Origin of the sequence: Bartonella sp. AC329YNZD (genome assembly GCF_042196685.1) — a bacterium.
Classification (GTDB): Bacteria; Pseudomonadota; Alphaproteobacteria; order Rhizobiales; family Rhizobiaceae; genus Bartonella.
Genome location: NZ_JBHIQS010000022.1, coordinates 1 through 20,432 on the forward strand (window position 1 = coordinate 1; position 20,432 = coordinate 20,432).

The 20,432-nt window shown below is 37.8% G+C and carries 15 protein-coding genes, 3 tRNA genes and 2 pseudogenes; 13 read left to right on the top strand and 7 right to left on the bottom strand.

The window, feature by feature from the left end:
• Positions 1-734: 734 nt before the first annotated feature.
• Positions 735-820: transfer RNA gene (locus ACFIMW_RS08125), tRNA-Leu, on the bottom strand.
• Between the two features lie 146 nt (positions 821-966).
• Here ACFIMW_RS08125 and ilvA point away from each other — a divergent pair.
• The 3 genes from ilvA to ACFIMW_RS08140 all read left to right on the top strand — a co-directional run bounded on the left by ilvA (position 967) and on the right by ACFIMW_RS08140 (position 4,478).
• Entirely contained in the window at positions 967-2,244 is a 1,278-nt protein-coding gene (ilvA, locus tag ACFIMW_RS08130) for a threonine ammonia-lyase IlvA (RefSeq protein ID WP_375608747.1), read from the top strand.
• A 35-nt stretch (positions 2,245-2,279) separates the two neighbouring features.
• On the top strand, positions 2,280-2,810 hold the full coding sequence (locus ACFIMW_RS08135; RefSeq protein ID WP_375608748.1) for a hypothetical protein: 531 nt from the start codon (positions 2,280-2,282) through the stop codon (positions 2,808-2,810).
• Between the two features lie 291 nt (positions 2,811-3,101).
• Positions 3,102-4,478, top strand: coding sequence for a DEAD/DEAH box helicase (locus ACFIMW_RS08140; RefSeq protein ID WP_375608746.1), 1,377 nt, complete (start codon positions 3,102-3,104; stop codon positions 4,476-4,478).
• A gap of 1,380 nt (positions 4,479-5,858) precedes the next feature.
• On the opposite strand, the gene ACFIMW_RS08145 is transcribed toward ACFIMW_RS08140, so the two are convergent.
• Positions 5,859-5,933 (bottom strand) — tRNA-Asn (locus tag ACFIMW_RS08145).
• A 184-nt stretch (positions 5,934-6,117) separates the two neighbouring features.
• On the opposite strand from ACFIMW_RS08145, the gene ACFIMW_RS08150 reads away from it, so the two are divergent.
• From ACFIMW_RS08150 to ACFIMW_RS08175, 6 genes and pseudogenes are all read left to right on the top strand, one after another.
• Positions 6,118-6,191, top strand: a tRNA-Cys gene (locus ACFIMW_RS08150).
• Between the two features lie 220 nt (positions 6,192-6,411).
• Entirely contained in the window at positions 6,412-7,086 is a 675-nt protein-coding gene (locus ACFIMW_RS08155) for a protein-L-isoaspartate O-methyltransferase (RefSeq protein WP_375607444.1), read from the top strand.
• A 108-nt stretch (positions 7,087-7,194) separates the two neighbouring features.
• Entirely contained in the window at positions 7,195-8,445 is a 1,251-nt protein-coding gene (locus ACFIMW_RS08160; RefSeq protein ID WP_375608745.1) for a TolC family outer membrane protein, read from the top strand.
• 252 nt (positions 8,446-8,697) lie between these two features.
• Positions 8,698-9,252 carry a DUF2497 domain-containing protein gene (locus ACFIMW_RS08165; protein WP_375607442.1) on the top strand — a complete coding sequence of 185 codons (555 nt, stop codon included), beginning with the start codon at positions 8,698-8,700 and terminating at the stop codon, positions 9,250-9,252.
• Positions 9,253-9,400: 148 nt separating this feature from the next.
• The gene (locus tag ACFIMW_RS08170; protein WP_375608744.1) at positions 9,401-12,124 is read left to right on the top strand and encodes a valine--tRNA ligase; all 2,724 of its coding nucleotides are present in this window, start codon (positions 9,401-9,403) and stop codon (positions 12,122-12,124) included.
• Between the two features lie 81 nt (positions 12,125-12,205).
• Positions 12,206-12,560 (top strand): annotated as a pseudogene (locus ACFIMW_RS08175) (tetratricopeptide repeat protein); the annotation flags it as partial.
• 106 nt (positions 12,561-12,666) lie between these two features.
• Here the strand turns inward: ACFIMW_RS08175 and ACFIMW_RS08180 are convergent.
• From ACFIMW_RS08180 to xth, 5 genes are all read right to left on the bottom strand, one after another.
• Positions 12,667-13,413, bottom strand: coding sequence for an amino acid ABC transporter ATP-binding protein (locus tag ACFIMW_RS08180; protein WP_375608743.1), 747 nt, complete (start codon positions 13,411-13,413; stop codon positions 12,667-12,669).
• 10 nt (positions 13,414-13,423) lie between these two features.
• Positions 13,424-14,140 (bottom strand): amino acid ABC transporter permease, encoded by a 717-nt coding sequence (locus ACFIMW_RS08185; RefSeq protein WP_375608742.1) that lies wholly within the window; start codon positions 14,138-14,140, stop codon positions 13,424-13,426.
• Between the two features lie 2 nt (positions 14,141-14,142).
• Positions 14,143-14,895: an amino acid ABC transporter permease gene (locus ACFIMW_RS08190; RefSeq protein ID WP_375608741.1), complete on the bottom strand. Its 753-nt coding sequence runs from the start codon at positions 14,893-14,895 to the stop codon at positions 14,143-14,145.
• 140 nt (positions 14,896-15,035) lie between these two features.
• Entirely contained in the window at positions 15,036-15,941 is a 906-nt protein-coding gene (locus tag ACFIMW_RS08195; RefSeq protein ID WP_375608740.1) for a transporter substrate-binding domain-containing protein, read from the bottom strand.
• A gap of 117 nt (positions 15,942-16,058) precedes the next feature.
• Complete coding sequence (gene xth / locus ACFIMW_RS08200; protein WP_375608739.1) at positions 16,059-16,841, bottom strand: exodeoxyribonuclease III; 783 nt, start codon at positions 16,839-16,841, stop codon at positions 16,059-16,061.
• Between the two features lie 483 nt (positions 16,842-17,324).
• Between xth and rpsL the strand changes: the two genes are divergently transcribed.
• From rpsL to ACFIMW_RS08220, 4 genes and pseudogenes are all read left to right on the top strand, one after another.
• The gene (gene rpsL, locus ACFIMW_RS08205) at positions 17,325-17,696 is read left to right on the top strand and encodes a 30S ribosomal protein S12 (RefSeq protein WP_005773262.1); all 372 of its coding nucleotides are present in this window, start codon (positions 17,325-17,327) and stop codon (positions 17,694-17,696) included.
• 18 nt (positions 17,697-17,714) lie between these two features.
• Positions 17,715-18,185 carry a 30S ribosomal protein S7 gene (gene rpsG / locus ACFIMW_RS08210; protein ID WP_273791452.1) on the top strand — a complete coding sequence of 157 codons (471 nt, stop codon included), beginning with the start codon at positions 17,715-17,717 and terminating at the stop codon, positions 18,183-18,185.
• A gap of 24 nt (positions 18,186-18,209) precedes the next feature.
• Positions 18,210-20,294 carry an elongation factor G gene (gene fusA, locus ACFIMW_RS08215; RefSeq protein ID WP_375607436.1) on the top strand — a complete coding sequence of 695 codons (2,085 nt, stop codon included), beginning with the start codon at positions 18,210-18,212 and terminating at the stop codon, positions 20,292-20,294.
• A 62-nt stretch (positions 20,295-20,356) separates the two neighbouring features.
• A pseudogene (locus tag ACFIMW_RS08220) lies at positions 20,357-20,432 on the top strand (elongation factor Tu); the annotation flags it as partial.

Here is a 20,432-nt window from a genome sequence, read left to right on the forward strand (position 1 = left end):
GCGGTCGAAATCTTTTTAGGGGAAATAGAACAAGAGATGCAAAAGATTTTGGCAAAAGCTGCTTAAATCTATGGAGGTGTTCTTCTTCTCATCTTCTTTCCTAAGCACGCTGCCCATTTATAATTATCCTTAACATTTAGATAATAAAGAAAGTTTCAAATGAATGAAGAAAAATTAACTGCCTCAATAGAAAAAGTAAGTTTATTCGAACAAGTTTTACTGTCGATGCATTTGCACCGGCTTGTCAATATACAAGATCTCTCAATTTATCTCGGAATGTCAACGACCTACATTAGAGAGCTTGTAAAAATCGAAGCTTTCTCTAAGCCTATATAAGAGGACGGTACTTAAAATGGGATCTTGTTGAAATTGACCGTTATATTGAAACAAAAAACAGAAAGAGATTCGGTAGAATTGTCCTAAAAGCGTTCTCAATTACGCACCTCATCATAGATGAAATGAAAAGAAAATGTAAAACGTTAGTTAAAGAAGTAAAGCAGATCTTAGCGAGATCTGTTATGAAAGCTTATTAGATTTAAAATATGATTCATCTCCTCGTCTGTAAAGACGAGGAGGGGGAGGGGTGCTAAAAAGGTGCTTTAAAAAAGCAGTAATGATTCGTACTTTAGTATCATCTTAGTGCTATCTGATAGCGTGATGATGGGGTTTTAAAAGGTGATTAATTTTGTTTGATTTTTAACAAATTGTTGAAAATAAAGAAATTTTTCATGAAATGGTGCGGACGGCGGGACTTGAACCCGCAAGGTCTTCGACCGGCAGATTTTAAGTCTGCTATGTTTACCGTTTTCATCACGTCCGCGATGTGAGTTCTCTCATAAGCTATATCTTTTATTGAATCAAGAATTAATGACAAAAGAAACATTTTTCATTTTTTAGTGAAATTTTGACTGACAATAGTTTCCTTTATCGATAGAAAAAGCTTTTATAATGTAAATAAAGTATGAAATGATTAGTGTTATGAGTCAATTTATTCAAGACGTCACAAAAGCTATGGTGGGATTGCATCACGTGTTTGCTGAAACACCACTTCAAAGAAATGATTTTCTTAGCCAAAAGTATGATGCAGAAATTTATTTAAAGCGTGAAGATTTAACACCGGTGCGGTCTTATAAGATTCGTGGTGCTTTCAATTTTGTTTCAGAAATGCTTAGCTGTATATCACCAGATTCTGCATTTGTTTGTGCTTCAGCGGGGAATCACGCGCAAGGGGTTTCTTTTGTTTGTCGTTATTTTAAACGTAAAGGCGTGATTTTCATGCCTATGACAACGCCACAACAAAAAATTGAAAAAACACGTATTTTTGGTAAAGAATTCATTGATATTCGTTTGGTTGGAGAAACATTTGATCAATGTTATGAAGCTGCACAATCCTTTGTCGTAGAGAGCGGTGGTGTAATGGCTCCACCTTTCGATGATATTCGCATTATTACGGGGCAGGCAACAGTGCTTTGTGAGGCTGCTTTACAATGGAAAAAACTCAATGGAGAAAGTGAGCCAGATTTGATGATTGTGCCGGTAGGTGGGGGTGGTTTGGCAAGTGGAGTGAGCAAGTTTCTACATGAATATGGTTGGAAAACAAAGCTTCGTTTTGTTGAGCCGCAAAGAGCAGCAAGTTTACTTGCTTGTTTGGAGAGTGGAAAACGCGTCAAGCTTGAAAGCATTGATACTTTTGTAGATGGTGCTGCTGTGGCTGAAATTGGTGCACTAAACTATACAATTCTAAAGCAATTTCCCCCTGATTCTGTCATTACGGTTCCTGAAAATCGCGTTTGTTCTACGATGGTTGAAATGCTTAATGTTGAAGGTGTGGTTCTTGAACCGGCTGGTGCTTTATCGATTGATGCGCTTAACAGTATTCCTCCTCAAGAGTTAAAGGGGAAAAAAATTCTTCTTGTTATTTCAGGAGGTAATTTTGATTTTGAGCGTTTGCCAGAAATTAAAGAGCGTTCTTTACGTTTCCAAGGGTTGAGAAAATATTTTATTTTTAGTTTTCCGCAACATCCTGGTGCATTGCGTCATTTTCTTTCCACATTATCGCCAGATGATGATATCGTACGTTTTGAATATCTTAAAAAATCAGCGAGAAACTTTGGTTCTGTATTGGTTGCGATTGAAACAAAAAAATACGGTAATTTTTGTCTTTTAGAGGAAAAATTTCAAACGTTAGGTTGGCGTTACCGTGATATTACTGATGATCAAACGTTATTCGATTTTGTTATTTGAAAAACTGAAATTTTACTAAAAAAAGAAGTATAATGATGAAACCTATTTTTTATTCGGTGCTGAGTCTATTTTTCTTTTTGATTGTTAATCAACAGAGTTTAGCATCTCAGCCAACAGTAGTACAAAAAGATGAACTTTCAAGAGTCGTTGTTGATGTCAATAATGCTATAAAAAATGGGGATTTTATGCCTATTTCTCGTTATATGCCTGAGCGGCTTTATAAAGAGATGGCACATCGATTGAATACAACAGAGAGTGCTTTACGTAGTGATTTTCTTCAACAGTTGCATAAGAAGTTTGAGGGGTTGCCTTCTGGTGCTTATTATTTAGATAAAGAAAATATAGAGTATTTACAAACTGATAACGGTACTTTGTATGCTTTAATTCCAACAGTTCTTGAGATGAAAGATCGCATCATTCAATATAAAACTTTGGCGATTTTTGATAAAAACCAATGGTATTTAATTTATGGCGGTCAAAAAACTTTACAAAATCCAGTTTTTCTCGAGATTTATCCTGATTTTATCAAGGTACATTTACCGATGGACACAATCATCAAAAAGTAAACGATCTAAATATTGTTTTTATTCATGATAAATGTATTTCGTAAAGTTCTTGCTTTTTTATCATAATCCAAAGATAATAGAGGTGAAGGCATTTAGGCTGGTTTGTTGGCTTTTTGTAAAGTGAAGTTTATACGCCTTTATCTTGATTTCAAGGTGTTCATGAGTTGCGCAAGCCGCTTTTTAGGTGTTGCTTCATTTAAAATGTCAGGGATTTCTCTTGCGCGGATTCTTGAGTGGAGAGTTCAGATGGTTACTTCATTTTGAGTTCTTCAGCTAAGGAAAGATTTTATTTTGCCTATAAAAGAAGAAAATGTTTTTACAAAGTTAGGTTTGCCTACTCTTTTGATTAAAAATTTACTCATTGCTGGGATGAGTAAACCTAAACCTATACAAGAACAAACTATTCCAGTGATGTTGAAAGGACACGATATTTTAGGTGTTGCTCAGACAGGTTCTGGAAAAACCTTGGCATTTAGTTTGCCTATTTTAAGTCAGATTTTGGCTTTAGGTGATAAACGATGCCCTAAAACTGCACGCGCTTTGATTTTAGCTCCAACGCGTGAACTTGCTGTTCAGATTGATGAAACGATTCGCACTGCGGCGAAAGGAGCACATCTTTCAACATGTCTTATTTTTGGGGGCGTATCACGTTTAAAACAAATTAAACGTATGGAAGCAGGTGTGGATGTTTTGATAGCGACTCCAGGGCGTTTGAGAGATCTTGTTCGTGAAAAGTGTGTTGATCTTTCCCAATCTCGTTTTTTGATTTTGGATGAAGCAGATCGTATGTTGGATATGGGGTTTATTCATGATGTTAAGCAAATTGCAAAGCTTTTGCATCAAGAGCGTCAGACAGCACTCTTTTCTGCAACAATGCCGAGGGAAATTGCTGTGCTTGCAAAATGTTTACTCAATGATCCGGTTAAAATTGAAGTTGTTCCTCAAGGTACTACGGCTGTAGAGATTTGCCAAAAATTATATTGTGTTCCTACGAATGAAAAAAAGAATGTTTTAAGTAAACTTTTGACAAATCCAGCTTTTGATTCGGTTATTGTTTTTACTCGAACGAAACATGGGGCAGATGCTGTCACGCGTAGTTTAGAAAAGGTAGGATATTTAGTCGCAACAATTCATGGAAATAAATCACAAGGTGCTCGCCAGTCTGCTTTAAAAGCTTTTCGTGAAAGATCTGTGCAGATCCTAGTGGCAACAGATATTGCTGCACGCGGTATTGATATACCAGGGATAAGTCACGTTATTAATTACGACTTACCAGATGAAGCTGAAAGTTATGTACATCGTATTGGTCGTACAGGACGTAATGGTGCCTCTGGTGTAGCACTTACGCTTTTTGATGAGAAGATAGAAAGGTCCCGCTTGCGTGCTATAGAGCGCTTGATTCGTATGAAATTGGTGGCTGAGGCTGTTCCAGAACAATTTGCAGCGTTTCCAGAAAAGCCAATTGTACGAGAAAATAAAGAAAACGATAAGGAACGCCGTTTTAAAAAATCTAAACGTCAAAAACAGTTTTTAGGTCGAAAAGATGATGCTGCACAGTTGCAGCGGAAGAATTCTTCACCTCAAAATGAGAGGCAGCAAAAAGCAAAAGCGGTAGTAAAGCGTGCAAAGACTTTTCGTTTTCGGAAATCAGTTAAGAAGGCTGCTTAGATAAAGTCTTGAAAAAGATCATGTATAGGAGATTTTTTACTTTTGTTGATTTATTCTCAATTGAAAAGAGTTAAAAGTAAGAAGATTCTTCAGAGTTTTTCATTTTTTAGAAATGAAAACTTCTAACCGTTTGGATTTATTTAAAAATCATTATTGTAGAGGCAATTATTTATTTGCTTTATTCCCATTTTTAAAAATGGGAATAAAAGTAGATTTTATTTATATAAAAATTATTTTTATAAAGGATGTGTTTTATCTTTAATGATAACTTTTAATTTTAAAAATTGATGTCTAATAATAACTCATTGTTTTATATATTTAATAATTCATTATATCGTATTTTTTTTCATTTTTAAGTTATTTATGCGGATCAATCAAAAGTATTCGCTTGCACGTTATGTGTGAAGTTGTCATATAAATAAACATTTGAAAAATAAATAAAATAATTTTTATAAACTCTTTCAAAGGCAATGGGGGATTGCTGAGATTGAGAGTTGAAAAATAGTACGATGGTATGACTTTTATTATAAATAAAGATGGGGCTGATCAATCGATTTCATTTTATACCATTTACGGGGGTGTCATTGTGAAAGAGTCTTGGGGAATTTAAGAGATATCTCTTTAAAAAAGCATGTGACTGCATAATACAATAGCGAGAATGTCATGATTTCTGAAGGCTTTCTCAGGATTCTTAACAATTTAGCTTGTTATCTTGGTTTTTACTGTAAAACACTATTATTTGGGGGGGGGATATAAAGTATTTGGGAGATATAAAGCCTATAAGACTTTATGTATTAAATGTTTTATGACAGTGTGGTGAACAAGGCAAGGTTGTTTGTAAAGCGTTGAAGTCGTTAGCAGGAGGAATAACCTGTTAGATAAGACGTCGGAGTGTTTACAGATTTGTTTTATATTTTTTGCTTTTAGGATGGGGAGGAGATTATGTGGGGTGTATGGAGATAATATATGACCTTGATTATTGATTCTTCCATTTTTCAAAATGATTGCTTCATGAGCAGGTTTTTAAGTTTAATTTCTTTATTGAGTATAAATCATTCTTTCTTTGGAAAAAAATATGATACAGTTTCATTGCTGATGGAGCTTAATAATTCATCTTTGATGAAAGAAATCGTAATTTATAATATGCAAATAATTGCAGTGCCCTCTTATAGAAGCGCGGTGGTTTGAAAAAAGTAATCTTATTTGTGCTATTCTAAAATGAATCAATTGCTTTTTGCGTTCATTGCAAAAAAACACATCCCGTATGATATTGCGTTTCTATATTTATTGCAAAAATCCTATTCCCTCACTTTTATTAACGAATCCCTCATGTCTAAAAGCTTGAGAAAAAACAATAAACTACGTGGAATAAAAGAAAAGTGGCTCCCCGGGCCGGATTCGAACCAGCGACCAACCGGTTAACAGCCGGTTGCTCTACCGCTGAGCTACCGGGGAACGGTGCCCAATTATTTAATTGAAAAGGCTATAGCAAAGCAATACTGATTTGCAAAGGATAAAATTACTTTTTTTAAAAAAATATGATAAATTGTGTAATAAGAGGAAAAAAGGTGTGAGAAGATTTCTACACCTTGACGGATGCGTTGCCTTCCCTTATGGAAACCTTTATGTTTGTTGACGAGGCCTCGTGGCGGAATGGTTACGCAGAGGACTGCAAATCCTTGTATCCCGGTTCGATTCCGGGCGAGGCCTCCAGCCGATTTTAAACGAAACGGCTTTTAGGGGAGATGAGGTATAGGAAAATAGATTATTTCCCTCTATTCTTGTGAAGACACTTTTATGTGAGAGATTATATAGTTAAAATCTAATTGTTGACTGTGGCGTCCTTTTTTGTAACACCTATAGTTTAAGAGATCTTCGTCCCTTATTGTCGCTGTTTTGTTTGTTTTTTGTAGGTTAGGAGAAAATATTCGTTATGGTTGCAGATTTTGCTGAGCTTCGTCGCAAAATGGTTGACAATCAAATTCGTACAGTCGATGTAACGGATTTATCAGTTCTTGAAGCCTTTTTAACGGTATTTCGTGAAGATTTTGTATCGGAAGATATGAAAATGTTAAGTTATCTTGATACCGATATTGTTCTATGTCCAGTGCAAGATGGGGTTCCTGCACGCTATTTGATGAAACCTGCGTCTCTAGCAAAATTACTACAGCTTGCCGCTGTAAAATCATCAGATGTTGTTTTAGATATTGGTGCAAATAGTGGTTATTGTGCAGCGTTGCTTGCAAAACTTGCAGGGTCTGTGATTGCGCTGGAAAGTGATCAATCTCTCTTTGAACGTGCTCTTGACGCTTTAGAACGTAATCAATGTGATAATGTGGTTGTCGTTCATGGTCCTTTAGAGCAAGGATATGCCGTTGAGGGACCTTATGATGTGATTTTCATTGAGGGATCTGTTGATTTTATTCCTCAAGGTATCTTTGATCAAATGAAAGACTGTGGACGTCTTGTTGTGGTTGAAGGGCATGGAAATGCTGCTATTGCACAAATCTATATAAAAGAAGATGGGATCATCTCGGCTCGTCGTGCTTTTAATCTTGCTGTAAAGCCTCTTCCTTGTTTTTTAAAAACACCTGGTTTTGTATTTTAGAGCTTGTTTGTTCGGTGAATAAAAGATAATTTCGTAATTTATTTGGGGTATGTTGTTGTGTGTATTGTGTTAAAAATAAACAAGAAGTTTCAGGCATGTTTGTTGTTGGTGTTGAGTATTTTTTTATCAGAGACTGTTTGTGCTGAAACATTGATGGATGCCTTTTCTAAGGCTTATAAACACAATGCTAAGTTGAATAGTGAACGTGCAGCTGTGCGTATATCCAGTGATGATGTTGTCATTGCGCGATCGGGGTTATTGCCACAAGTTGAGGGGGTTGGGAACTATGGGCGCAATAAGTCTTTTACAGGTCCTTATGTGACTTCTGGATCTATAGGTGTGAGATTAAATCAAAGATTATTTGACGGGTTTATCACGCAAAATATCTTTTCTTCAGCGCAAGTTAAGTTGCAGGCTCAACGTGAGTATCTTCGTAATGCTGAACAAAATACTTTTCTGGAAACTGTAACGGCTTATGCTAATGTCTATCAGGCACGTCGTATTGCCGATCTTCGGAGAGAAAATTTGGCAGCTCTTGAAGAGCAAGTTCGTTCCGATAAAGCAAAATTTGATGTGGGTGAGGGAGGGCGTGTTGATCTTGCTCAAGCTCAAGCAGCACGTTCCGTGGCAGTTTCAGAGCTGAGTCTTGCTCGTGCTGATGTAAAAGCAGCCGAGGCAGTGTATCGACAAGTTATTGGTTCTGATCCTGAAAAGTTAAAAAGCCCTCCCGTAGCCAGAGATTTTCCTGCCAACCTTGATATGGCTTACCAGATGAGCGTTTCTATGCATCCAGCAATCCTTTATGCTAAATATTTAGTCGATGCGAGTGTTTACAATGTAAAGGCAAAAGAAGGTGCATTGCTCCCTAAGGTCGATTTTTCTGCGACAGCGTCTTATAATCGAATTTATAGTGGTCCTGGAGAGGATGGCGTTTCTAAATCAATAGGGTTGTCAGTGAGTGTCCCAATTTTTGAAGGAGGGCGTACGTCTGCGCAAATTCGCCAATCAAGGGAACAGCTTGGACAGGCGCAGCTTCAACTCGATTTGGCGCATAGCAATACCCGACAAGCACTTACTTCTGCTTGGTTTCAGTTGGAGGGCGCACGCTCATCTGTTGTTGCTTATCGTGAAAGTGTTCGTGCTGCTGAAATTGCTCTGAAAGGTCGTGTTCAAGAAAATCGCGTAGGGCAAGCAACGACATTGGATGTTTTAAATTCTCGTACTCAATTGATTAATGCTCAAATTGCGCTTGCAATGGCAGAGCGTAATGCTGTTGTGGCGAGCTATAGTGTTCAATCTTCTATTGGTAAGTTGACTGCAAGTTATTTAGGTTTAAAAACAATTCAATATATCCGATAATACATAAAAGTATCTCTTTGAATCTTATTAAATTATTTTAGTTTTTAAAAGATTAGTAAGTCAACAGTTGAATATGTTGAAAGATATTGCGGCGAGATATTATTTTTATAAGTGTAGAAAACTGTGTGTAGCGCCCTCTTTATGACAAGCATATTTGAAAATATCATAGGAGGTATGTTGATCTTATAATTCTTTTGCATACACTGAAAATATGATTCTATTTGTTGTTGCGTCTTTGAGAGGTTGTAAAGTATGGTACAGAGTTCAAGCGTGTTACGTGAGCCAAGTATGGATGAAATTTTAACATCTATTCGTGAAATAATCGAAGAAAATGCGGTTCAATCTGATCACTTTTTAAATGAAGATGTTGCACTGAATGCTTCAGAAGTGGCATCCGAGGGTATTTATGATACAACCTTATCGGTTGATGATGCTATGAAAGCTTTAGCTGATCGTATTGGTCTTTCTTCTGAAAATCAAGGAGGGAAGATAACGCAAGAGAAAGAGGATATAGAGGCAGAAAATAATACAGTTGGTATGGATATGCAAAAGATGAAGCTTTCTTCTGAAGAACGGAATTCTGTTTATAAAGCAAAAGAATATGAAGATGAGATAAGAAAATCACAGTCAGACGCTGGAAGGGATGGTCATGTGGAATTGTCTGCATATTGTATTTCTTCTGCAGAAAAGATTGCAAAGGATGTATTGCGTCCGGCTATAGCTGAATGGTTACAGTCTAAATTGCCTGTTTTGCTGGAAGATATTTTGCGTGAAGAGATTGTGAAGGCGATTAAGAAATCGTCTTAATTATTTTTACATTATTTTTATGTTTTTCATTTTATGGGGATTTTGTTTGCGATTGTGCGAGCTCTCTAGTGAATGGCTGAGATTCACGAAATTTTGATCAGGTTTTGATCATATATTGTGTTGTTCAGCGGCGTTATGGATGGATAGAATGTTAGAAAAAAACTATGATGCTGCCTCTATAGAGCAACGGGTTGCAAAGAGATGGGAGACTCGTGGGGCTTTTAAAGCAGGAGTGGGTTCTAAAAGTGGTGCAGAAACTTTTTGCGTTATGCTTCCACCCCCGAATGTTACCGGCTCACTTCATATGGGGCACGCACTCAATACGACAATTCAAGATATAATGGTTAGATTTCAGCGGATGCGTGGCAGGAATGTGTTGTGGCAGCCTGGTATGGATCATGCTGGGATTGCTACACAAATGGTTGTAGAGCGCCAACTTGCAGAACGCCAAGAACCAACGCGTCAAGAAATGGGAAGAGAAAAGTTTATTGAGCGTATTTGGAAATGGCGTTATGAAACTGGAGGCATTATTGCAAACCAGTTGCGCCGTCTTGGGATTTCATGTGATTGGTCGCGTGAGCGGTTTACAATGGATGAGGGGTTGTCGCAGGCGGTTCGTGAAGTTTTTGTCACGCTTTATAAGCAAGGGTTGATATATAGGGATAAGCGCCTCGTCAATTGGGATCCTAAATTGTTGACAGCTATTTCAGATCTTGAAGTTGAGCAAAAAGAAGTTCAAGGACATTTGTGGCACTTTAGATATCCACTTGAAGGTAAAGTTTTTGATCCAAATGATGCGACAACTTTTATAACAGTGGCGACAACACGACCAGAAACAATGCTTGGTGATACAGGAATTGCTGTTAATCCTGAAGATGAGCGTTATAAAAATCTTATCGGTAAAAATGCTCTTTTGCCGCTTGTTGGTCGTCGGTTATTAATTGTTGGTGATATGCATGCTGATCCTGAGGCTGGAAGTGGTGCTGTAAAAATCACACCAGCCCATGATTTTAATGACTTTGAAGTGGGGCTGCGTAATCATTTAAGCTTGATCAATATTTTTACCCCAAAAGCTGAGATTTTTCTCCGTGAGAATGAAGCATTTTTTGATGGTTTGATATTATCAGATGAATTAGAAATGTTAGTAGAAAGTCTCGATAAATCTGATCGTTTTGTTGCGCGCCAGAAGATTGTTGCTTTGATGAAAGAACAGGGATATTTGGCTTCTGTTGATGATCATCCCCATATGGTTCCTCATGGAGATCGCAGTGCTGTTCCTATTGAGCCTTTTTTGACAGATCAATGGTATGTTCATGCTGCTGAATTAGCAAAGCCAGCGATAGAGGCTGTTCAACAAGGAAAAACGCAGTTCGTTCCCGATAACTGGAAAAAGACCTACTTCAATTGGATGCAAAATATTCAACCTTGGTGCATTTCTCGCCAATTATGGTGGGGACATCAGATTCCTGCTTGGTATGGACCTGATGGAACGGTTTTTGTTGAAAAAAGTGAAGAAGAGGCTTTAGATTCAGCTGTTGCTCATTATGGTGAGGTGGTTGAATTAATCCGTGATCCGGATGTTTTAGATACTTGGTTTTCATCAGCTCTTTGGCCTTTTTCAACATTAGGATGGCCCAATAAAACGACTGAGTTGTCTACTTTTTATCCAACATCTTTATGCGTGACAGGGTTTGATATTATTTTTTTCTGGGTTGCTCGTATGATGATGATGGGACTTCACTTTATGGGTGATGTTCCCTTCCCAACGGTTTATGTGCATGCTTTGGTACGGGATCAAAAGGGTGCAAAGATGTCAAAATCTAAGGGAAATATTATCGATCCCTTAGAGCTTGTTGATCAGTATAGTGCTGATGCACTTCGTTTTACTTTGGCTATTATGGCAGCACAAGGTCGTGATGTAAAACTTGATGTTTCCCGTATTGCTGGTTATCGTAATTTTGCTACGAAATTGTGGAATGCTACCCGATTTGCACAGATGAATGGCGTGAAGCATGATCCAGCTTTTAAACCAGAACAAGCAAAACTGCCGCTTAATCGTTGGATTTTAACGGAGCTCTCTAAAACCATTTCAGCAGTGACAATTGGTATTGAACACTATAAATTTAATGAGTCTGCCGCTACACTTTATCGTTTCATTTGGAATACACTCTGTGATTGGTATTTGGAACTTCTTAAACCTATTTTCCAGGGGGAAAATGAAGATGCTAAAAATGAGGCTCATGCTTGTACTGCTTGGGTTTTAGATGAAGTTTATAAACTTCTTCATCCTTTTATGCCTTATATGACGGAAGAGTTATGGTCTCTTACAGAAACGCAAGCCATCAAGCGTGAGGATATGCTTGCATTGACAAAATGGCCAGAGGAAACATTTACAGATGAAGAGGCTGCAGCTGATATTAATTGGCTTATTGATGTTGTCACTGGGATTCGATCTGTACGTTTTGAAATGAATATTCCAGCGGCTATACAAGCACCTCTTGTTGTTGTCGAAGGAGGGGAAATAACGCGAGAGCGTGTGCAGCGTTATGATGCACTTCTTAAAAAGCTAGCGCGTATTGAAATCATTCATTTCTCTGATAAAGTTCCAGAAGTATCGGCACAAATAATTTTGGGAGAGGCCGTTTTTTGTTTGCCCTTAGGACAGTTGATTGATTTGGAAGCTGAACGTGTTCGTTTGAGGAAGGATGTGAGTAAAATTGAACAGGATATTGAAAAAATATCGCTTAAGTTAAATAATCCAAAATTTATAGCAAATGCCAAAGCAGAAATTGTTGAAAGTGAACGGAACAGGGTTGTAGAACTTCGCGCTGCAAAGAAAAAAATATCCGTTGCTTTAGAGCGGTTGAGTTGATTTCAACTTTTTGTTTTTTGGATGCATGATTTCATAGCATAAGGGATGGGAGAGATTTGCTTTAAAAAAAATTCTTTTGTTCGTCTTTATATGCGGGCTGCGGTGAATTATAGAAATCCTAAAGCTCAATATCATTTAGGAAAAATATTTTTAAAGGGAGAGGGAAGGGAGAAAAATCCTATACAAGCCACGATGGTTTCAACTCTCAGAGAAAAAAGGAAATCCTTCTGTTCAAACAATGCTTGGAAATATGTTGCTTCAAGAAGGAAAAATAATTCTCGGGATAGCAATGCTAACTGCAGCCTATGAAAAAACTAACGTAAAAAACAAAAACTGGACTCACCTTTTGCAAGAGCAGGCTTTTTCTCTTTGTAATAAATTTGAAAGATGTACAGCAATGCCACTTGTTTCTGATATTTTAAAAAATAACAGTTTTTTAATATCTGATTGTAATATTTTTTACATTCTCCCATCTGATATTAAACGCCATCTTTTTATGTCCAAGTTCATAGTAGAGATAGCTTTTTGTTATAATATAATGGTTAATGACTTAGGATCTTAGACAAAAATTCTTGCGTTCTCGGTTTTCTTGCTTGCGGATCAGAAAAGAACTCTTTAGATGAACAGTCTTCAAGAATTGTTCCTTGATCTATGAAAATAACACGCTCCGAGACTTTTTGTGCAAATCCCATTTCATGGGTTACACAAATCATCGTCATACCTTCTTCTGCTAAGCTAATCATGACATCGAGTACTTCACCTACCATTTCAGGATCTAGAGCAGATGTTGGTTCATCAAAAAGCATGACAAGTGGATCCATAGTTAAGGCACGTGCAATAGCAACCCGTTGTTGTTGCCCTCCAGAAAGTTGACCAGGATATTTATCTTTGTGTTCAATGAGTCCAACGCGTTCAAGATATAACAATCCACGTTCAAGTGCTTCTTTTTTGCTTCGTTTTAGGACTTTGATTTGTGCAATTGTCAAATTTTCTGTGACAGATAAATGGGGGAAAAGCTCGAAGTGTTGAAATACCATTCCTACCTGACTTCGCAATTTAGGCAGATTCGTTTGTTTTGAATGAACTGGTATTCCATTAATCCAAATTTCACCTTTTTGAAAAGGGACTAAAGCATTAATGGTTTTAATGAGTGTTGATTTTCCTGATCCTGATGGCCCACAAACGACAACAACTTCTCCTTTATTAATGTTGGTTGTACAGTTTTTAAGAACTTGAACTTCGCCATACCAGTTAGAAACATTTTTTATTTCGATCATATGAGTAGACATTTTTTCCCCGTTAGCGGATAATGGACACTTTTTTTTGTAAATACAAAACGATTTGTGACAGCGTAAAACAGATAACAAAATAGAAAATAGCTGCTAAGATATAAGCTTCTTGCTTTACACCAAAATTATTAGCAGCAATATCAAAGCCATTCAAAAGGCTATGACCACTGATGGCATAAACAAGGGTTGTATCCTGAAAAAGAATAATGACTTGTGTTAAAAAGACTGGAAGCATATCTCTAAAAGCTTGAGGAAGAATGACAATGTACATACTTTGCCAATATGTCATTCCAAGAGCTTTCCCCGCATATTTTTGTCCTTGCGAAACTGAATTTATGCCAGCACGCATAATTTCAGCGAAATAAGCAGTTTCAAATGCGGTAAAGGTAATGAGTGCTGATTTATTTGCACCGATGGATGTCCCCGTTAAAAAAGGCAGAAGTACGAAAAACCATAAGATAACCATCACAAGGGGTATTGAACGCATAGCTGTTATGTAAATGATTGCAAGCCAAGAAAGAAGTTTTATGGAAGAAAGGCGCATCATTGCTAAAAGCGTACCGAAAATAAACCCCAATACTGTTGCAAAAAGAGTTAGAAAAACGCTAAAAAGTAAACCTGATAAAATGTAAGAACGAAATACATCAAAGGTAAAAAAGGAAAAATCAAAATCAGAAAAATTGAAAGGAAAATAAAGTCCAAACTGAGAGCTTATAAAATTTATCATATTCAATTTTCCTGTGTTTGAGAATTAGGAACTTTGAGTATTTGTTCAATAATTGTCATTACAATAAATACGAATAAGGCTATAAGAATATAAAGAATCGTAACAAGCAAATAATTTTCGTAAACATGGCTTACCTCTTCAATTGCTTGGTATTGAAATTGCATGAGTTCATTTATTGAAACAGCGAATGCTATAGACGAATTTTTTACAATACTCATTGCTTCTGAAGTAAGTGGGGGCATAATTGCGCGTATAGCACGCGGTAGTATAATATAGCGATAACTTTGATACGTTGTAAATCCCATTGCCATAGCAGCATAGCGTTGCCCAGAAGGAATAGCTTCAATACCTGAACGAATCTGTTCGGCAATGCGTGCAGATGTAAAGAATCCCAACGCACATGTTACTAAGAGAATAGGGGAAAATTTCATCGCTGGTGGATAGATCTTAGGAACAACAAAATACCATAAAAACACCTGTACAAGGAGAGGAATATTACGCATGATCTCTACCCAAATAGCACCAATAGTGCGAAATATACAATTGGTTATGGAAGTATTAGGTAAAGTACGCATTGTTCCTATAATAACACCAAATAATACAGCTAATATAAGTGAAGTGATGGACAATATAACCGTATTTTTTAAGCCATCGAGAAGGGTGTCTAAATAGGTATGACTCACGCCAGGAGTCCCAAGGCATCCTGCTACCAGTGTTTGAGTAAGATCATCCCTACAAAGAAAAGAAAAGTCCATTAATTGATATTCCCTCAAATTAGTCATTTACAAATAGGACAATAAATCAACCGCATCTACATAGGCGGAATTTATCAAAAAGTGAACTAAAATATAAACCACACTCAATTTTTAAAGAGTGTGGTTTTTCCTTTTAAACTCTATAAATCTTCTGCTGTGTAGCTTTCCCGAGGTTTATTATTGGGGTGATCCCAAGCATATCTTGTTTGTTTTGATAAAGGAAGATTCATAACAGTATTAGCAGGTGGAATCGGTTCCATAAACCACTTATTGTAAAGTTTTTCAAGTGATTCGTCTTTGATCTGACGCACGATACTATCGTTGATTGCTTGTTCAAATTTTTTGTCATGTAATCTAAGCATGCAGGCGATGGGTTCGACTGAAAGTACGGGGTCAAGAATGACATAATCAGATGGTTTTTTTGATTTTGCAATATGTCCAGCAAGAATTGAGGCATCCATAACAAAGGCATCGGCTTTACCAGATTCTAATAATAAGAAGCTATCTCCATGATCTTTTCCTTTGATAACCTTAAAGTTAATGTTTTTGGCGCGTTTGTTTTTACGAATAAGTTGAACAGATGTTGTACCAGTGGTCGTCGCAACTGTTTTTCCATTTAAATCGTCAAGAGATTTAATGTTAGAGTTTTTCTTTACAGCAATCCGAATCTCTTCAATGTATGTCGTATAAGCAAATGCTGCTTCTTTACTGCGAGCAATATCATTTGTTGTTGAGCCGCACTCAAAATCATAGGTTTTATTTTTTAAGAGAGGAATTCTATTTTGAGAAGTGATGGGAAGATAATGAATTTTAATTGGTTTACCAATTTTTTTTGAGATATCATCAATGATCCGTTCTGCCATTTCTGTATGAAAACCTACATATTTATTATTACCAAGGGCGTAAGCCAAACCAGATGATTCACGGACACCTAAAGTGATCTCCCCTGTTTTTTTTATTTTTTCAAGCGTATCATTTTTAGCATGCGCAATACTTGTGAGCCCAATGGCTGCTGCAGCAATAAATATTAATAATGATTTCTTCATTTCTGTCCTCCATTCATTTATTGTAGTTGTTTAAGATATAATCTTTATTTGGTGTAGCATAGTTATTATTTATCGAGTGATTTTTTTGTTGTCGCACAAAATAAGGGCTATAGTTTTTTAATTGACATTAAGCTGAATCCAAACAGGAACGTGGTCAGATGGCTTTTGATATCCTCTTACTTCTGTCTGACTATGAGCGCAAACAAGATGATCAACAGCTTCTGGTGATAATAATAAATGATCAATGCGAATCCCATTATTTTTAGGCCATGACCCAGCTTGGAAATCCCAAAAACTATACGAGGGCGTATCGGTGACATTCCGGATAGCATCGTAGAGACCTAAATGAAGAATACGTTGGAATGCTTTTCTTGTTTGTTGAAGAAATAAAGCATCTTGATACCATTCTTGAGGATTTTTTGCATCTAATGGGGTGGGGATGACATTATAATCACCTGCTAGGACAAGAGGCTCTTCGTACGCAAGCAATGATTTTGCATGTGCACATAATCTTCCCATCCATTCCATCTTATAGGAATATTTTTCACTCTCAGTAGGGTTTCCATTTGGTAAATAGAGAGATGCAACACGGACAACACCTTTATTTGTTGAATAAACGGCTTCAATGTAACGTGTTTGTTTGTCATTATCGTTGCCTGGTAATCGACGGATCACTTCATCTGGTGTTTTTTTAGAAAGAAGCGCAACGCCATTAAAACTTTTTTGTCCGTGTGTTTCTATATGGTAACCTAAATTTTCAATTGCATCACGTGGAAAGTTTTCATCAATACTTTTAGTTTCTTGTAGACAAGCTATGTCCGGCTGATTTTGCTGTAGCCATTGATATAATGTTTCATGTCGTGCTTTTATTCCGGCAATATTCCACGTTGCTATTTTCATGGCGCTCATCATTAAATATCACATGTGCAATTTAATTTTCTGCATTCAAGTTTTATAACAGTCGCAGCTTCTTTTTTTATTTGAGGCATATGACTATGGTAAATTGATGTATCAAGAATACTGGCAAAAGCAAATGTAAAGTTTTAAAATTTAATTTATTTTCATTTTTAAAAACTTTCTGCAGTTTAGTTCTTGACGAATGTACGTGTTCTCGCTATTAGGGACAGACATAACCGATGTAGAAATGATCAGTGGTTTTGGATATGTCCAAAAGATCATTCATAAAGGGTGTTAAGAAGATTAAAAGCAAGTGCTAGTGCAAGAGGCTATTGCCTTCTCTGCTTGTGGTCGGGTGGACTGTTTTTGCAGGTGTGCCCGATTTTGTGTGTAAATTAAAATATCTTTTCTGATTCTATCGGAAGAGATGAAAATAGAAAAGCCCTATTGGGTAAGACGAATGTAGATCGAAAAGAGGAAGGTTGCATGCCTACCGTAAACCAGTTGATTCGAAAGCCGCGTGTGGCGCCAGTTAAACGTAATAAGGTTCCTGCTCTGCAGTCGAATCCGCAGAAGCGTGGTGTTTGTACGCGTGTTTATACAACAACACCGAAGAAACCTAATTCTGCTCTTCGTAAGGTTGCTAAAATTCGCTTGACGAATGGATTTGAGGTGATTGGTTATATTCCTGGAGAGGGGCATAATCTTCAAGAGCACTCTGTTGTAATGATTCGTGGTGGTCGTGTGAAAGATTTGCCAGGAGTTCGTTATCACATTATTCGTGGTTTGCTTGATACACAGGGTGTCAAGAATCGTAAACAGCGTCGTTCGAAGTATGGCGCAAAGCGTCCAAAATAATATTGAGAGACAAAGCCAATGTCCCGTCGTCATAGAGCAGAAAAGCGTGAGATTAATCCAGATCCAAAATTTGGTGATTTGGTTATTATGAAATTTATGAATGCCATTATGTTTGATGGTAAAAAATCAGTTGCAGAGCGTATTGTTTATGGTGCGCTTGATTCTGTAGAAAAAAGAGTAAAAACAGATCCTGTGGCTCTATTTCATCGAGCTTTAGAGAATGTTGCTCCTCATATTGAGGTTCGTTCACGCCGTGTTGGTGGTGCTACTTATCAAGTTCCGATTGATGTTCGTCCTGATCGTCGTCAGGCTCTTGCTATTCGTTGGTTGATTGCGGCGGCACGTGGTCGAAATGAAACGACGATGGTTGAGCGTTTATCTGGTGAATTGATGGATGCGGCTAATAATCGTGGTTCTGCCGTGAAAAAGCGTGAAGATGTTCATCGTATGGCTGAAGCTAATCGTGCTTTTTCTCACTATCGCTGGTAGAAGTTTTAAACTAAGGCAAATATAATGGCTCGCGAATATAAAATTGAAGATTATCGTAATTTTGGTATTATGGCGCATATTGATGCTGGTAAGACTACGATGACTGAACGTATTCTGTTCTATACCGGTAAGAATCATAAAATTGGCGAGACCCATGATGGTGCTTCTACAATGGATTGGATGGAGCAGGAGCAGGAGCGTGGTATTACGATTACGTCTGCTGCGACAACGACATTTTGGGAAGGGCAGGACGGTCGGAAGCGTCGCTTTAATATTATTGATACGCCAGGGCACGTTGATTTTACGATTGAAGTTGAGCGCTCTTTGCGTGTTCTTGATGGTGCAATAGCCTTGTTGGATGCAAATGCTGGTGTGGAGCCTCAGACGGAAACTGTTTGGCGGCAAGCTGAAAAATATCGTGTGCCTCGTATGGTTTTTGTTAATAAAATGGACAAAATAGGAGCTGATTTCTATCGTAGTGTGGAGATGGTTGGCTCTCGGTTGGGTGCTAAAGCGCTTGTTTTGCAGTTGCCGATTGGTGCTGAAAATGACTTTGAAGGTGTTGTTGATCTTGTAGAAATGAAGGCTTTAAAGTGGGATGGTTCTATTGGTGCCTCGGCGGTAATAAGTGAAATTCCCTCTGATTTAAAGGAGAAAGCTGAAGAATATCGCGAGAAATTGATTGAGATGGCCGTGGAGGTTGATGAAGCTGCGACAGAGGCTTATTTGGAAGGTGTTATGCCAACCAATGAGCAACTTGTTTCTCTCATTCGTCGGGGGACAGTAGAAGTTCAATTTCATCCGGTTCTTTGTGGTACGGCTTTTAAAAACAAGGGGGTGCAGCCACTTTTGGATGCTGTTGTTTCCTATCTTCCTTCTCCAATTGATATCCCGGCGATTAAGGGTATTGATGTAAAGACTGAGGCTGAGACGACACGCGAATCTTCTGATGATGCTCCGCTATCTATGCTTGCTTTTAAAATTATGAATGATCCTTTTGTTGGTTCGTTGACGTTCTGTCGTATTTATTCTGGTAAAGTTCAGAAGGGTATTTCTCTTGAGAATACTGTGAAGAAGAAGAAGGAACGTTTGGGGCGTATGCTTCAAATGCATTCAAATTCTCGTGAGGATATTGAAGAGGCATTTGCTGGTGATATTGTTGCTCTTGCAGGGCTTAAGGAGACGACAACGGGTGATACTCTTTGCGATCCTTTGAAGCCTGTTATTTTGGAGCGGATGGAATTTCCTGAACCCGTTATTGAGATTGCAATTGAACCGAAAACAAAAGCAGATCAAGAAAAAATGGGGATTGCTCTTAATCGTTTAGCGGCGGAAGATCCCTCGTTTCGTGTTAAATCGGATGAAGAATCAGGTCAAACTATTATAGCTGGAATGGGTGAACTTCATCTTGATATTATTGTCGACCGTATGCGGCGCGAGTTTAAAGTTGAAGCAAATGTTGGGCAGCCTCAAGTTGCTTATCGTGAGTCAATTACTAAAATGGCGGAAATTGATTATACGCATAAGAAACAATCGGGTGGTGCCGGTCAATTTGCTCGTGTGAAAATTGTTTTTGAGCCTCATGATGGTGATGATTTTATTTTTGAGTCAAAGATTGTTGGTGGTGCTGTTCCTAAAGAATATATTCCCGGTGTCCAAAAAGGGATTGAGAGTGTTATGGGGTCAGGTCCTCTTGCGGGCTTTCCTATGCTTGGTGTAAAAGCGACTCTCATTGATGGTGGCTATCACGATGTTGATTCTTCGGTTTTGGCTTTTGAGATTGCTGCTCGTGCGGCTTTTCGTGATGGGGCAAAGAAGGCTGGTGCACAGCTTCTTGAACCGATCATGAAGGTGGAAGTTGTTACACCAGATGATTATGTTGGTGATGTTATTGGTGATCTCAATTCTCGTCGGGGACAGATTTCAGGAACTGAAGCGCGCGGCATTGCAACGGTTGTGAATGCAATGGTTCCTTTAGCAAATATGTTTGGTTATGTGAATACTCTTCGCTCTATGAGTCAGGGGCGTGCGCAGTATACAATGCAGTTTGATCATTACGAGCCTGTACCTTCGGCTGTTGCTTTGGAGATTCAAAAGAAATACGCGTAATTTCAGGTTGGTAATTAATTTTTAACTTAGTCCTTGGTTTGGACAGAAAATGGAGAGCTCAAATGGCGAAGAGCAAGTTTGAACGAACAAAACCGCATGTTAATATTGGTACGATTGGTCACGTTGATCATGGGAAGA

What these genes read in the sequence shown, in the direction of transcription:
- ilvA (WP_375608747.1), top strand. Translation starts at nt 967, where the DNA reads ATGATTAGTGTTATGAGTCAATTTATTCAAGACGTCACAAAAGCTATG.
- ACFIMW_RS08135 (WP_375608748.1), top strand. Translation starts at nt 2,280, where the DNA reads ATGAAACCTATTTTTTATTCGGTGCTGAGTCTATTTTTCTTTTTGATT.
- ACFIMW_RS08155 (WP_375607444.1), top strand. Translation starts at nt 6,412, where the DNA reads ATGGTTGCAGATTTTGCTGAGCTTCGTCGCAAAATGGTTGACAATCAA.
- ACFIMW_RS08165 (WP_375607442.1), top strand. Translation starts at nt 8,698, where the DNA reads ATGGTACAGAGTTCAAGCGTGTTACGTGAGCCAAGTATGGATGAAATT.
- ACFIMW_RS08170 (WP_375608744.1), top strand. Translation starts at nt 9,401, where the DNA reads ATGTTAGAAAAAAACTATGATGCTGCCTCTATAGAGCAACGGGTTGCA.
- ACFIMW_RS08180 (WP_375608743.1), bottom strand. Translation starts at nt 13,413, where the DNA reads ATGTCTACTCATATGATCGAAATAAAAAATGTTTCTAACTGGTATGGC.
- ACFIMW_RS08185 (WP_375608742.1), bottom strand. Translation starts at nt 14,140, where the DNA reads ATGATAAATTTTATAAGCTCTCAGTTTGGACTTTATTTTCCTTTCAAT.
- ACFIMW_RS08190 (WP_375608741.1), bottom strand. Translation starts at nt 14,895, where the DNA reads ATGGACTTTTCTTTTCTTTGTAGGGATGATCTTACTCAAACACTGGTA.
- ACFIMW_RS08195 (WP_375608740.1), bottom strand. Translation starts at nt 15,941, where the DNA reads ATGAAGAAATCATTATTAATATTTATTGCTGCAGCAGCCATTGGGCTC.
- xth (WP_375608739.1), bottom strand. Translation starts at nt 16,841, where the DNA reads ATGAAAATAGCAACGTGGAATATTGCCGGAATAAAAGCACGACATGAA.
- rpsL (WP_005773262.1), top strand. Translation starts at nt 17,325, where the DNA reads ATGCCTACCGTAAACCAGTTGATTCGAAAGCCGCGTGTGGCGCCAGTT.
- rpsG (WP_273791452.1), top strand. Translation starts at nt 17,715, where the DNA reads ATGTCCCGTCGTCATAGAGCAGAAAAGCGTGAGATTAATCCAGATCCA.
- fusA (WP_375607436.1), top strand. Translation starts at nt 18,210, where the DNA reads ATGGCTCGCGAATATAAAATTGAAGATTATCGTAATTTTGGTATTATG.